Raw genomic sequence first — 13601 nt, forward strand, 5'->3', positions numbered from 1 at the left:
CATCGGCCACGTCAAGGCCGAACACCGCATGGACCGCAACTATCTCAAGGGACGCCTCGGCGACCGCATCAACGCCGTCCTTGCCGCTGCCGGCTACAACTTCGGCCTGCTCCTGCGATGGCTGGCAGAGCTTTTGCGCGTCATCCGCACGTTCGTCGAAACCGTCCCGGCTCAAAACATCGCTTGAGCCGGGCGCCGCACCGGTTCTTCACGGACGACCACGGACACTGCATGCGCTTTGCTTGGTTGATCGTGACGACCCTATCGCCGAAATCGTCGCAAAGAAGGTTATCGAGATCGGCGCAAGGGGGTTGGCGATCCAGATATCAAAGCTCGCTGTGGAGCAGCTTGGTATCCGTAAATCACCATCGGCATAAAACCAGCACCGCCTGCAAACGCTGATCGTTGTCCTTTACCCGATCGACGCATGGCGCGCTCTCCGGGTCCAACGCCTCCACCGGGTTGGAGGCAATGGAGCTTGTTAGACCGGCATAGCGCAGGTTTATGAGCGAGCGATCGACAAGGTGAAACGGCTGATCAAGAGCCTGCAGACCTACATTTTTCCGTGCGATACGCACTCATGTCCATCGATCCACGAAGCGGTTCGACCGGAGATTACGCGGCCCCGCCCCATGAAGAACAAGGGCGGGGCCGCTCCCCTCCCCCGGGGGACGCCGCGCTGCGGATCATAATGGCTATTGTCTAACGTCCATCATCTGCGGATTGACCATTCGGTATACAGCCGAGCGGCGTCAGCCGGATTGCGACTTTCGGCCCTCTGCATTTTGAGTGACATTGCGCAAGACGAGTTCAGAAAGCTGCACGACCAGCTGTTTGAGACGCGCTATCTCCTGTCTGCAGCGCACCAGCTCACGCTCTTCATCTGTCGTTGTCGACAGTTCATAGCGGCTCCCAACCGCATGATTCATTTGACCCTCTATCCGACCAAATAACCGCGAACGACAATTCAAGCACACCCTATTGCCCCGTAATTGTACGGGCACATCGGCCTTTCGACGCCACGAAACACTGTACGCAGCGATCCAACTGTCTCGCCGAGCCGATCAATGTGTTATCCACGCTACAGATCGGTCCATTTCGTACATACATAAACTCGCAGTCATGACCGCCAGGACGTCGAGCTTTGTCCTCTTGGAGCCGGAACGAATAATCACTTCGGATTTCTATTGCCAGCCTGATTTGCACGTCACGTTGACGATAGAGCGCACCGCCCCCGAAACCTATCCCAGGCTGACGAGGCGATCGCCATTCCTGCAGAGAAGGTCTGCCGATCGTGTTTCAGGGGCTTCAGATCCGGCCGCCGATTCGACGGCGCCACCCCCACTCATGATCGACCGCAAATTAGATGCATTCTTGCGTAGCCAGATGAGCCAGCCGCCCCGGCTCCGGAATTGCTTTTCTTGGGTGGCGCCAAGGCACGATGCGGAAGGCGTCAGTGCCGAGCCAACGTTGGTTGCACGCTCGTGAGCCTTGACGCTCGGTTGGAGGGTACCGCAGCTCGGCGGTCCACGCGATCGCGCGCCATGTTTCGTCGTTCTTCAGAAGTAAGTGGTTTACGTCGAGCTTTCAGGGATAGCCAAAACGTCATCGTCCGGTACGTTTGTGGGCTATCCGGCATCTCCCCGAGAGATCGCGCAAAGCTCGAATAGGAGAGTAGGAGAAACGTTGAACGTCAAGGGGAACCGTGCAGAATGGCCGCGGCCATGGCTGGTGGGGATAGGTGTCGATATCGGCGTACCCCGGCGATAGAACGGGGTTTGCTTGCCGCACCAAATGCTCATTGCGCGTCTGCGGAGCGTCACGGGCTTGTCCGAGCAAGACCAAGCTAGGCTCGAAAGCATGCCTCACACCATCAAACGGTTTGCTCCTGGCGAGTGCCTGGCGTGTCAGGGGACCGGCCTGTGAGCTGTGCAGTCGTGATGGGCGGCTTTCTGTCTCGCCAAAGAGTGGCATCGGATCGAACCCAGATAACGTCCTTCTATATACCTGGGGACATCCCCGACCTGCACACCCTTCACTTTCCGGAAATGGATCGCGATCTCCGCAGCATCGGCACGAGCATCATTGCCCTCGTACCCCACTCCTACCTCAGGGATATCCTCGCGAAGTCCGCCGCGCTCGCCCATGCGTTTTGGCGGGAGACGTTGATTCACACGGCGATCTATCGCGAATGGATCGAAAATCTTGGCTCCCGGGAAGCGCTGCCCCGGCTTGCTCATCTTCTTTGCGAGATCGCCGCGCGGCTTGAGTTCGTCGGGCTCCTGGACAATGGTCGCTTCCATGTTCCATTCACAGCAGGACATCGCCGATGCATGCGGCCTTTCGACGGTACACGTGAATCGGACAATCCTGGAGCTTCGGCGCAGCAAGCTCATTGAATGGAACGGACATGCTGTTGATCCTCTTCAGCGAGATCGGCTCGAATTGCTTGCAGAATTCCATCCCTCCTATCTGATGTGCTGAATTGCTTCGGCCGTTGCTGCCTGCGCAGCTTTGTCTAGACATCTCAGGCGGTGCTCGCCATTCGACAGGCAAGACCAAGCGCCGGTTGTAATTGGCCTTGAAGCGAATGCACTGCTCGTGGACAAAATCCAGGGCAATTCGCTCACCCGGCCAGCGCCCCGCCGCGATCTCGCCGAGCGAACGGGGGGGGGCCGATCGGGTTTCGCGGAACGCCAGCAAGCTTCAGGAAATCTGCATCGTCAATCGCCGAGGAGCTCGCGGGCCACAGAGCGATTTCCCTGTTGCCAGCACAGATCTGGGCCTTGGCTGTAATGCGCGCGCCAAATGAGCTGCGCCCGCGACGCCGACCGTGTCATTCGGCTGGCTAACAAGACGCTCAAATGGTGCGCTGCAGATTCTCGGCCGCCAATCAGAGAACACGTCAGATTCTGTAAAGGCCAACAGGCATGAGATCACATGGAAAACATGACGCGCAACGCGCATCGATGGCGGCGTGGTGCACGACTATCAAAAAAGCGAATGCAACACGTACGTCTGACCTCCTCGGACCACTTAGCTGCTTGTGAAAGGCCATCAGCTTGAATTGTATGCGGGTCAGCTCAAAGAGCTTGATTCGCACGCGGCGTCACGTTGTACCATCTCAGAGCAGCTAACGAGGATGCCCGACGGGACTTACTGTTGCTGCGGTGATGAGATGATGACGCCGATGCGGTCGGGGCGTGCACAGCAAAGAGCAATGCCACTGTTCCAATCATCATTGTCAATGCCACTGTTCCAATCATCATTGTCCATGAGATTACGCAAAGGAGGAAAAATCGACGCCAAGTCTGTCCGACATTGATCCTTTCGCAGTTTGAATTTGCGGTGAAAGTTTTGCCGCAAATACCGCCGACAGTCCTCCCTCTGTCGACGGAAGTTGGCGCGATGCTTAGCAGCCTCGCTCCCCAGACTGACTCACGCCCGGCCATCGATCAGGCCGGGCCTTTTTTTGTCGTCTATGAAGGGCGCAGCTTGAATCGCTCTAGCCAGCGTCTGATGATTGCGGAGAGTTGTGAAAGAAATTGAATTGCTGGTGGTCCATCGAACCGGCCGAGCCTCTCGCGATCAAACCGGATACAATTCGCACAATGATATATGAGAGCAGTGACCGATCGACGCATTCCAGCGTGTACGGCCTTAAAAGCTCCCCGCATGGCGTCACGAAGCTGAACTTGCGAGCACCTTCTCGATCACGAAAATATATGTTTGGTTCCACAACAGGAGCACAAGTGGGTCAATTTGCTTTGAGAGCTCTTAGATCTATCAAAAATTGCATTCCGGAAAAGTCGCTTGCTCATGCATTTGCCGCCTCGAAGGGCTTGAATCGCACGCGGCGTCATATTGTAAGATCTTGCGGCGATGGTCCTTGGCAAACGAGCGAAGCCAAACCGCATAATCCCGGGCGATCGCATGGATCGACCGCGCGTTCAGCACTCGCGACGAGACTTGTTTGATGGCACCTTCTTTCTAATGAATACGGCGCGATTGTGCATCGGCGATATTTGTTGCCAGAAGATGGGATAATGACGGCCGATATTGTTGATGTATGCGTAATCGGGAGTGGCGCCAGCGGCTCGACGGTCGCTCACGAGATCGCGCAACGCGGATTGCGCGTACTCCTTCTCGAGGAAGGTCGAGCACTTCCTCCCGGCGCTTCGCTGGCGAGCGTCCAAAATGGCATGGATAGCGCCCTGGTGCAGTCTGCGGCAGGGATGTTGACGCCGTTCGGGCGTCCGTGGACCGTCTGCGCGCTCGGCGGAGGAATGACTCTGTATGCCGGAATAGCCTTCCGCTGTCGCGCCATCGATTTTGACGCACGTGCATATGTGGCCAGGGACGCGCTCGACCCGAGCTGGCCGATCGACTACACCGAATTACGCCCATTCTATGATGAGCTGGAACGGCGCGTGGGAGTGGCCCGCCTAGCCGGAGCGGACCCGCTCGAGCCTCCGAGCGACCCCCCCGTTCTGCCACCGCACAAATACAGTGTGCAGGGCCAGTTGATCGCCGATGCCGGGGCACGCCTGGGCCGGCTGCCGTTCCCCACTCCATTGGCAATCAACTCGATCCCATATCGCGGCCGGCCAGCCTGTCGCTGCGAGGGACCATGCAACGAACATCTGTGCCCGAGCGGCGCAAGGGCCGACGCACGCTCGCCGTTCAGGGGTATCGCCCTGCCGCCGGACGCGCTGACGATTGCGCTTGGCAGCAAGGCCGTCCGCATCGAGCTCGGCAATGTCAGTCGCGCCGATTCGGTGGAATGGGTAGACACTTTCAACCGACAACGCGCTCGGGTCCGCGCCCGCTGCGTGGTACTCGCGGGCAACGCGGTGCAGTCTGCCGCCCTGCTCCTACGGTCGGCGCAACAGGCAGCGCCCAACGGCATCGGCAACGCGTCTGGCATGGTAGGCAGTGGCATCTCGTTTAAGATCAGCGGCTACGTGTCCGGTAGGACCACGTTGAATCCGCCGATCACGCCCCAGTCCGGCCCCCCCTTCTCCACTGTCGCGGTGTCCGATCACTACCTGGACGACGAGGCGCCTTCGGGGCTCGGCGGAATGATCTACGAAGCAAGTCAGCCTGAACGCACGGATTCCGGAGAGATAAGGCTACGGCTGCATTTTTTGGCGGCCGATCAACCCATGCGCAGCAATGCGGTCCGGCTGGCCACCAGCCGGGACGGGCTGGGTTTGCCCAAGATCATTCTCGATTACCGGACCCATCCCCTCGACAAGCGCCGACTAGGCTACTTGTCCCGACATGCGTCGAACTTGCTGGCCGAAGCTGGGGTAAAGCAGATCGATTATCAAGATTCCAACTATCAGTTCGGCAGCGGCCACCTGCATGGCGGCTGTCGGGCGGGAATCGATCCGACACAGTCGGTGGTTGACCGCTGGGGCCGCGTGCATGACATCGACAATCTCTATGTCGCGGATGGCGGCTTCTTCCCCTATGCCGGAGGCGTCAACCCGACCTTCACCATTCAGGCGAACGCGCTGCGGATCGCTCGAAGAATAGTCACGCAGCTGACGTAGCGAGCGCAACGGAGACGGGTTTTGCCGATCAGCACGCCTAATGCCACCGTGACCGCGACCGACGGGCATGGATCGGCGCTGCGACGCGCTCTGCGCGTCACCGCCTCGCAGAAGTGGGATCTCAACAGGCGTTTTCCGGTGGTGATGACGCGCGCGTCGGGCGCGCATGCATGGGACATTAATGGAAAGCGATACATCGATTTCACTTCCTGTAGCGGTGCCGCGCCGCTCGGGGCCGGATACGAGCCGGTCGTGGCGCACGCAGCCGCTGAGATGCGCCGTACCGGGGGGATTCTGCCCGGACCGCTGTCCGTGCACCGGGTCGAATTGGCCGAACGGCTGGCGGAGATCTTCCCCGTTGCGGAACGCTCAATGTTTTTCCGCACCGGATCTTGCGCTACCACCGCAGCCGTGCGCCTTGCCCGCGCGTTCACGGGCCTCAACCATGTACTGACCAGCGGATATCACGGCTGGCATGACTGGCAGTTGCAGGACCGACCGGAGATGGGGTTGCCCAATCGGGACCGGGACAGCGTGGACTTCCGCTACAACCTCGACTTGCTCGACGAACTGGCAAGTGTCCAGCGCGTCGCCGCGGTGATCGTCACGCCGGAGGTCAACTTCTTCCCGCCTGAATACCATCAGGAACTGCAGAGGCTGGTGCATCGGCACGGCGCCCTACTGATCCTTGACGAGGTGATGACCGGATTCCGCTACGCCCTTGGCGGGTACCACATGGCGATCGGCCTCACGCCCGATCTGATTACACTGAGCAAAGGACTGGCGAACGGAATGGCGCTGTCGGCAGTCGCGGGTCGTGCGGACGTACTAGCCGCGGCCGAAAAGACATACATGGGAAACACTTACCAGCGCGAAGTAACCCCATTCGCCGCCGCATTAAGCACGCTGCACGCCTTGCGCGACGGGACCGCCCTGGCCCGGATGCGCGAGGTCGGCGAGCAATTGATCAAGGGGCTCAACGGCGTCTTCACAAAACAGCAGGTCGCGGCATGGGCGTTTGCCTGGCCCACCATGTTCGACGTCGTATTTGCTGACGCCGAGCTTGGCCATGCCTTCTTCCAGGAAATGTGGGGTCGGGGCTTCCTGATGCAGTATGGCGGGCGTTTCATGCCATCGGCGGCAGTGTCCGATACCGATGTGCAGGCCGCCGTCGAAGCAGCTGGAGAGGCCCTTGCGGCGGCGCTGTCCAGCATGGAGAACCCGGCTCGCGACCCGGATCCAGTCGCAGCTGCGATACGGTTCGCCAGAGATCATTTCGTTGCCACCCCGGGAGCGGTTCGGCGCTGGTTCAATGCGCCCGTCCACTGACAAGCACGCATGTCGAACAGAGAACAAGGCCATGTCGCAGCCGGATCCATTTTCCACATCGCCGGTGCTGCTCGGCGGTGACAACCGGTCGGGCACCACCCTGCTGAGTATCGTGCTCGACTCGCATCTGGATCTGGTAGCCGGGCCAGAGATCGACTTCCTCGAACCGCCCAACCTCGGGCCGCACATTCTGGGTGCCATCGATCAGCTTGCGGCCGCCGATTCGTGGGTCATGGGCGCAAGCAAGAACACAATCGATCCGTTCTGGTATGACGGGATGCATTTTGTGGTGCAGTGCCGCCGCTTCGGTCTCGACTTCGATGACGTGCGCGAACTTGTCGGCAAGGTCATGGTCGTCACAGGCAATGACATTGTCTCGTTCGCCGACCGCTGCCATCTCATCAACGAGATCGGTGAGTTGCGCCGGACGCGCAGCGGAGCGCAACGCTGGGGATTGAAACTGCAGCGGAAGATCACCCGGATCGACGACTTCGCCCGCCTGTGGCCGCGTGCACATTTCGTGCATATCGTGCGGGACGGCCGCGACGTTGCCGCCTCTCATCTGAGGACAGTTCCTGACTGGGGGTACCGAACAATTGCCGATGCCGCGCAGGGCTGGTTTGAAGTGGTGTCCCAGCCGCACAGAATCGCGCCGCCTGGCCGTTACCTCGAGGTGCGTTACGAGGACCTTGTAAGCAGTCCCCGCACTACTCTGGCGACGATTTTGGATCACCTCGGCTTGCCGTGGGACGAGGCCGTGCTGCGTCACGCTGAATACGAACACGCGTTGTTCGAACAACCGCACGACCATCCGGCAGCCGAGGCTGCGGGAAAGCCGCTGCATCAGGGGCGGATCGGTCGCCACGTCCAAGATTTGACGCCAGCTCAGATTTCGGAGTTCGAGGAGATCGCCGGAAGTGAACTGGCCCGACTAGGCTATCTGTCCGCCTCAACGCCGTCTGGCGACGCGTGAGCCGCCGGCGCCGATCTGGTGCGCCTCACCGGCTGCCGAGCAGCTACCTTGCGCTGCTCGTCGGCCAGACTATTTCCTTGCTGGGCTCCAACGTAACCATGCTGGCGCTGCCGCTGACTGCAATCACCCTGCTGGATGCCGGACCGGCGCAGGCGGGGCTCTTGCTGGCCTGCGGTCGGGCACCGTGCCTTTTCGTGAGCCTGTTCGCCGGGGTCATCGTCGACCGTCTCCCGCACCGACAAATCCTTCTGACGGCCAATGTGGTGATGGCGGTAGCGCTCGCCACCATTCCGTTGTGCGCCAGCCTTGGACATCTGGGAATGGTTCAGCTGTACGTGACAACCGTGCTGGTTGGGGTAGCCGCGGTGATCGCCGACGTGGCTTATCTGGCGTGCATACCCACAGTCCTGGATCGATCTCAGCTGGTTCGGGCGCAGAGCTCATTGGAGTTCAGCCAAGCGACCGCGATGGCCGCAGGTCCGTTCCTGGCCGGCTGGCTCATCAACGCCTTCTCCGCTCCAACCGCAATCCTGGCCGACTCCGTCTCATTTCTGCTTGCCGCCGCGTTGCTCTCGCTGGTGCCAATGCGTGCCGCCTCATGCTCAGCGGCCCCCTCGAGCACTGTGCTCGTCCAAATGGCAGAAGGGTTGGCGAGTGTGTTCGGCAATCCAGTTTTAAGGGCCGTTACCCTAGCCACCGGCACATTCATCTTTTGGCACAACGCGTATTCTGCGGCTTTTCTGCTGCATCTGATCAGGAATCTCGAGTTCGACAGCCGGATCGTCGGCATGGTGCTCGGTATCGGCGCTCTTGGCGGCGTGGTGGGCGCGGCGGGCTCACCGTGGGCGGGCCGGACAATTGGGCTTGGTCCCGTATTAATGACCGGCTTGGCGGTGAGCGCGGCAGGCATGAGTCTTGGAGGCCTGCTCACCGCGCCCTGGTGGGCAGCAGTGGCATGCGTGGCGCTCTCCCAATTCATTCTGTGGATCGGCCAGGGACTCTACCACGTGCAGCAAGTTCCAATTCGATATGGGTTGGTCCCGCAGCACCTGCAAGGCCGGGTCAATGCGAGCATCCGCTGCGTCGTGTGGGGACTGGGCTCGTTGGGCGCACTGGTCGGCGGCGCGGCCGCCGCTGCAACGGGCCTGCGCACAATGTTGCTGGCGAGCAGTGTGCTTGGCACTGCCTCGATACTCTGGATCTGGCGCTCGCCGCTGCGCCGCATGCGCAGCTTGCACCTGTAACCATCGCAACGGCCCTTCATGGACATCAAGCAATTTTGCGATACCGATCGGCAGGCGGGAAGGCTGATAGTGTGGCGGGTCAGCGTTCCCGACCCGGTCAGCTGGCGGCCCGACCAGCGCCGTCCGTCCCATGTTCAGGAAGACCATCTTCGCTTTGCGCACGATAGCCGGCCCGGCTGGCTCGGCACCGCCTTCGACCTGCCGGGAGAGTTCAACAGCGCTGCGCTGACCAAATCGATCCTTGGCTGGGTCGACCGGCACGAGGCGCTACGCAGCCGGTTGATCAAGGATGGATCGGCAATTCGTCGTGCCACGATTGGTCCAGGCGCGGCAGCGCTTCAAAAAACCGTGGTCGGTGACTACGCCGATCCCGATGAAATAGCTCAATTGCTGGAAGAGCTGTTCGACGCAGAGACCAAGCCGCTGTCCTGGCCGGCATATGTCTTCGTGACGATCACACGGCCGACATCGACAAGCCTCCTCTTGGCCTGCGACCACTCCGTCAGCGATGCCTACTCCATCGCTTTAGTGCCATACGAAATTCGCGAGCTGTACGCAGCCGCAATCCTGGGAGTGGCGCCCGAGCTGGCACCGGTGAGCAGCTATCTGGACCACGCTGAATCCGAACGAGAGCGACTGGGCGATTTGACCGATGATCATCCTGCTATCGCTCACTGGCGCGAACTGATCGCTGCAAACGGCGGTCAATTGCCGGATTTTCCGCTACCACTCGGTGCGCCGGAGGGCACCTTACAACGCACAGGGCGAATGTGGCTGCTCGACGCGGCACAAGCATCTGAGTTCGATCGCGGCTGCAGGTCCCAGGGCGGAAACGCCACGACGGGATTATTCGCCTGTCTGGCGCTCGCCGGAAAGACACTGGCAGACCAACAAGAATTCCTCGCCGTTGCCCCCTTTCACACGCGGTACGATTTGCCCTCGATGCGCTCGGTAGGATGGTATGTCGGAATGAGCCCGGTGTGTTTCCGCCTGGCTAACACGTTGCCGGAGCTCCTGCGCGCCGCGCGGCTCGAGCTCAAGCGAGCCAAAAAAACAGCTCAGGTGCCATTTCCAAAAGCGATGGAGCTGCTCGGCACCGCGCTGCGCGACCGTTTCATGGTCTCTTATATGGACAATCGCACTGTGCCCGGGTCAGACCTGTGGCCGCAGTGGCGGACACGGTTTATGATCAGTCGTAGTTCTGATGCTTGCGAGACATACCTGTGGATCAGTCGCTGGCAGGACGGAATCTACGTGCACTTCCGTCACCCTGGCAGCGCCCTCGCGCGAACCGCGATCGATCACTATCTCGCTGAAGTGGCGGCGCACGCTCATTTCATCAGTCGCGCTGGTCCGCTGCTGTGACTTTCGAACTGACCAAAAGGCGCACAGCATCCTCACCTGCCTTTTTTGCATTGAGCCTGGCGATGGCACAGTCCTTGCCAAGCCCTGGCCGTGAGATTAATTCGTCCCAGAACGGCCGAGGAGGTCTACGGGACGATCGGCTGCTGCAGTTATGCTCGCATGGATAGAGGGAGCTTCAAATGAAGCCTGCTACGATCAAGTTGTCCGCAGATGCAGAGCCATTCAAGCAAGGAAGACGTCAGGGGATGGCGTGAGCATCAACTCACGGCATGAAACAAGACAGCGGCGCCAAGTGCGTGATGAAATCCGACCAACTCAGGGAGCTACGCGAACTCATGCAATTGCTTTGGCATTTGTTCGAACGAGTGCACCAGCTTCCAAGAGGCCCAGAACATACGGCAGCCGTTCAGACGCTTAAACGCTTGGAGCGCCGGCTGGTAATCCTGGTTCAAGCATCTGAAACGGCTCGGGCGACTGACCGCAAACTCGCCGGTCGTGCCGGCTCGCTAAGCCGGTGATGGTCACACACTCACCAAAGCCTCGACGTGGCCGCCATCGGCGGGGTCTGCAATAACAGCCGCGAACAAAAAGGACGCTCGCAAGCCTGTCCGACCAGCTACGTTTGTTCGCCCTATTGATCACTGGTTGTGCAACTTTGGGCGGTATAAATTGCGCAAATCAGTCTTCCAGCTACGAATGAGCGTCGTCTTCAAGTAGCCGCTAGAAGCGCGTATTTCTAAGCAATACATCGCCTTCCACGTCGCGCGGATAATGCGCCGCCACTTTGAACGACGGCAACAGGCCAAGAATGGCCTGGAGGGACAGCTGCCCTTCGTAGAGCTCGCGGTCGCTGTATTCCGTGTAGATGAAGCGCGTGTTACTGACGGTCTGCATGCCGCCGGCGATGACGTCGGCTTCGGCTCCCTGGACATCCATCCAGATGAAATCGATCCTGTTCAGCCCGGCTTCGTTGCACCAATCGTCAAGCCGCCGCGTTTGAACCGGGACGGGACGATCGAAACGAACCCAATCATACTCAGTCAGATGATTTTTCGGGCGGCGTATCGAGCCGGAAAGGTCCCATTCCTTCGCATCACCATCTGCATTGCTTGGATGGAATTCGATCATTCCGTTCCGATCGCTGATCGCGATTTCAAGCAACTTCACCTTGTGGAGAGATGGACCCAGCTTCTTCTTGAAGCGCGCGATCGCTCTGGGGTCAGGCTCGAAGCAGTAGAGCTGCGCTTGCGGGCACAGGTTGAGAAAGTGTTGTGTGTCGGTCCCGTCGTTGCATCCGATATCCAGGATCACCGGATCCGACTTCTGAAGAAGGGAAACAATGTGCTGATGTATTTCCACAGAAGACACCGGTCTTTCCCCAATAGTTGAAATTTCCTGCTCGAAGCCGCAATCACATGTCAGACGCCCCGGCACAATGCATATCAACGTATATAATTCATATGCCCGTCCTTCTTTTATCCATGGCCATCTGGACGGTGAAACCAAAGGGGAGGCTGTCGCGGCGGCAGCCGCAGCGATTGTCCTAGGGCGACGGTGCTATCCTGGAGACCGTAAATCGGGAGACGTGCGGGAGAAGCGGATAGCCATGCCGGTGTGCGGTCCCTCGCTCTCTAAACTAAAGAACGTCCTCCTCTAAAACATTGTCATGCCGGCACATTACCCGCCGGCGGCTCTCGATGGAGCGGTCGAAGGCAGAGTGACCGCTCCTGCGCAACGATGACCAATCACCCTCAATCGCAGTTGCAGCGAAGTCCAATGTCGCCCTTGCCATCTGACAGTCGGCGTTCCAGGTTCGCGCACTCACGATCCTTCGGCTCACAACTTTTACGCTGTTTGGCCTGAAGGAGCGCGATCACGCCGAGCGTTGCTGAGGGCGCCTCAGGTCACGCTGACCGCCGCTGAATGATGGTCGCAGAACTCACCGCAACGTTCGCCGATCTGCCCGGCGCTGGGCGAAAACAGTATTGGTGCGGCGCGAACTCGCAAGGGGCACAGGGGGGAATGTGGCTGTGTTGACGAAATGCAATGTCATTTTCGCAACAGCTTGGCTGTCTCTAGACACGATGACGTCTGCTTCCGACCTAGGACACGCGCAGTCCAGGCGCGCGATTCAGCCGAACTGCAGGCAAGGGGCACTCCTCATCGTTGGCCTGGCTCTTGCTACACCGATACTGTTGCAATGTGGCGAAACGCCAACTCGTTCAAATGCTCAGGAGGTCCGTATGAATTTCCGTCCGCTTCACGACCGCGTCGTGGTCAGGCGCATCGACGCTGAAGAGAAGACCGCTGGCGGTATCATCATTCCCGACACAGCCAAGGAAAAACCCTCGCAAGGCGAAGTCATCGCCGTTGGCCCGGGCGGCCGCGACGAGACCGGCAAGCTGATTCCGATCGACGTCCAGGTCGGCGACCGCGTTCTGTTCGGCAAGTGGTCGGGCACCGAGGTCAAGATCGACAGCCAGGAGCTGTTGATCATGAAGGAAAGCGACATCATGGGCGTTCTCACCGATGTGTTTTCCAAGAAGAAGGCCGCCTGACCCGGCTACTCGCACATCTCACCCCGACGGGCGCCTGCCGGCGCGCCGAAGGATGAGAGAATAACCGAAGGAATTGTTTATGACAGCCAAAGAAGTCAAGTTCGGAGTAGACGCGCGCGACCGCATGCTGCGTGGTGTGGACATCCTCGCCAACGCGGTACAGGTCACGCTCGGTCCTAAGGGCCGCAACGTGGTACTCGAGAAGTCGTTCGGTGCTCCCCGCATCACCAAGGACGGCGTCGCCGTCGCCAAGGAGGTCGAGCTGGAGGAGAAGTTCGAGAACATGGGCGCCCAGATGGTGCGCGAAGTCGCCTCCAAGGCTGCTGACGCGGCTGGGGATGGCACCACCACGGCGACCGTGCTTGCAGCCGCAATCGTGCGCGAAGGCGCCAAGTCGGTCGCCGCCGGCATGAACCCGATGGACTTGAAGCGCGGTATTGACCTCGCGGTCGAAGCCGTCGTGGCGGACCTCCAGAAGAACTCGAAGAAGGTCACCTCGAACGAGGAGATCGCCCAGGTCGGCACCATTTCGGCCAACGGCGATGCCGAGATCGGCAAGTTCCTCGCCGACGCC

The 13601-nt window shown here is 59.9% G+C and carries 11 protein-coding genes and 1 pseudogene; 9 read left to right on the forward strand and 3 right to left on the reverse strand.

The genetic code is table 11. The features are described from left to right. Window positions 1-187: pseudogene (locus ACZBJS_RS40370) on the forward strand (IS5/IS1182 family transposase); the annotation flags it as partial. Window positions 188-752: 565 nt separating this feature from the next. On the opposite strand, the gene ACZBJS_RS40375 reads toward ACZBJS_RS40370, so the two are convergent. Together ACZBJS_RS40375 and ACZBJS_RS40380 are read right to left on the reverse strand one after the other, a co-directional pair. Next, on the reverse strand, window positions 753-929 hold the full coding sequence (locus ACZBJS_RS40375; protein WP_463440155.1) for a hypothetical protein: 177 nt from the start codon (window positions 927-929) through the stop codon (window positions 753-755). A gap of 978 nt (window positions 930-1907) precedes the next feature. Next, entirely contained in the window at window positions 1908-2303 is a 396-nt protein-coding gene (locus ACZBJS_RS40380) for a hypothetical protein (protein WP_463440156.1), read from the reverse strand. Here ACZBJS_RS40380 and ACZBJS_RS40385 point away from each other — a divergent pair. The 6 genes from ACZBJS_RS40385 to ACZBJS_RS40410 all read left to right on the forward strand — a co-directional run bounded on the left by ACZBJS_RS40385 (window position 2302) and on the right by ACZBJS_RS40410 (window position 10469). After that, the gene (locus ACZBJS_RS40385) at window positions 2302-2484 is read left to right on the forward strand and encodes a helix-turn-helix domain-containing protein (RefSeq protein ID WP_463440157.1); all 183 of its coding nucleotides are present in this window, start codon (window positions 2302-2304) and stop codon (window positions 2482-2484) included. The two genes, ACZBJS_RS40380 and ACZBJS_RS40385, sit on opposite strands and share 2 nt — an antisense overlap. Window positions 2485-4046: 1562 nt before the next feature. Continuing rightward, window positions 4047-5558 carry an FAD-dependent oxidoreductase gene (locus ACZBJS_RS40390; RefSeq protein WP_463440158.1) on the forward strand — a complete coding sequence of 504 codons (1512 nt, stop codon included), beginning with the start codon at window positions 4047-4049 and terminating at the stop codon, window positions 5556-5558. Window positions 5559-5579: 21 nt separating this feature from the next. Then, window positions 5580-6887 carry an aminotransferase class III-fold pyridoxal phosphate-dependent enzyme gene (locus ACZBJS_RS40395; RefSeq protein ID WP_463440159.1) on the forward strand — a complete coding sequence of 436 codons (1308 nt, stop codon included), beginning with the start codon at window positions 5580-5582 and terminating at the stop codon, window positions 6885-6887. A gap of 31 nt (window positions 6888-6918) precedes the next feature. After that, a complete protein-coding gene (locus ACZBJS_RS40400) occupies window positions 6919-7860 on the forward strand; it encodes a sulfotransferase family protein (RefSeq protein ID WP_463440160.1) in 942 nt (313 codons plus the stop codon). Continuing rightward, window positions 7857-9104, forward strand: a complete 1248-nt coding sequence (locus ACZBJS_RS40405; RefSeq protein ID WP_463440161.1) for an MFS transporter — start codon at window positions 7857-7859, stop codon at window positions 9102-9104. Before ACZBJS_RS40400 ends, ACZBJS_RS40405 begins: the two co-directional genes overlap by 4 nt. 18 nt (window positions 9105-9122) lie before the next feature. Continuing rightward, a complete protein-coding gene (locus ACZBJS_RS40410) occupies window positions 9123-10469 on the forward strand; it encodes a condensation domain-containing protein (protein WP_463440162.1) in 1347 nt (448 codons plus the stop codon). A gap of 720 nt (window positions 10470-11189) precedes the next feature. Here ACZBJS_RS40410 and ACZBJS_RS40415 read toward each other — a convergent pair. Further along, the gene (locus tag ACZBJS_RS40415) at window positions 11190-11837 is read right to left on the reverse strand and encodes an FkbM family methyltransferase (protein WP_463440163.1); all 648 of its coding nucleotides are present in this window, start codon (window positions 11835-11837) and stop codon (window positions 11190-11192) included. Between the two features lie 875 nt (window positions 11838-12712). Between ACZBJS_RS40415 and ACZBJS_RS40420 the strand changes: the two genes are divergently transcribed. Beyond that, a complete protein-coding gene (locus ACZBJS_RS40420) occupies window positions 12713-13027 on the forward strand; it encodes a co-chaperone GroES (RefSeq protein WP_229158150.1) in 315 nt (104 codons plus the stop codon). Between the two features lie 79 nt (window positions 13028-13106). Beyond that, window positions 13107-13601 (forward strand): TCP-1/cpn60 chaperonin family protein (locus tag ACZBJS_RS40425; protein ID WP_463440164.1); only part of this gene is annotated, 495 nt, incomplete at its 3' end.

The sequence above is a fragment of the Bradyrhizobium sp. KZN70725 genome, assembly GCF_055264925.1.

Coding starts and splice junctions, on each gene's coding strand:
- ACZBJS_RS40400 (WP_463440160.1), top strand. CDS start 6,919: ATGTCGCAGCCGGATCCATTTTCCACATCGCCGGTGCTGCTCGGCGGT.
- ACZBJS_RS40380 (WP_463440156.1), bottom strand. CDS start 2,303: ATGGAAGCGACCATTGTCCAGGAGCCCGACGAACTCAAGCCGCGCGGC.
- ACZBJS_RS40410 (WP_463440162.1), top strand. CDS start 9,123: ATGGACATCAAGCAATTTTGCGATACCGATCGGCAGGCGGGAAGGCTG.
- ACZBJS_RS40390 (WP_463440158.1), top strand. CDS start 4,047: ATGACGGCCGATATTGTTGATGTATGCGTAATCGGGAGTGGCGCCAGC.
- ACZBJS_RS40375 (WP_463440155.1), bottom strand. CDS start 929: ATGAATCATGCGGTTGGGAGCCGCTATGAACTGTCGACAACGACAGAT.
- ACZBJS_RS40420 (WP_229158150.1), top strand. CDS start 12,713: ATGAATTTCCGTCCGCTTCACGACCGCGTCGTGGTCAGGCGCATCGAC.
- ACZBJS_RS40385 (WP_463440157.1), top strand. CDS start 2,302: ATGTTCCATTCACAGCAGGACATCGCCGATGCATGCGGCCTTTCGACG.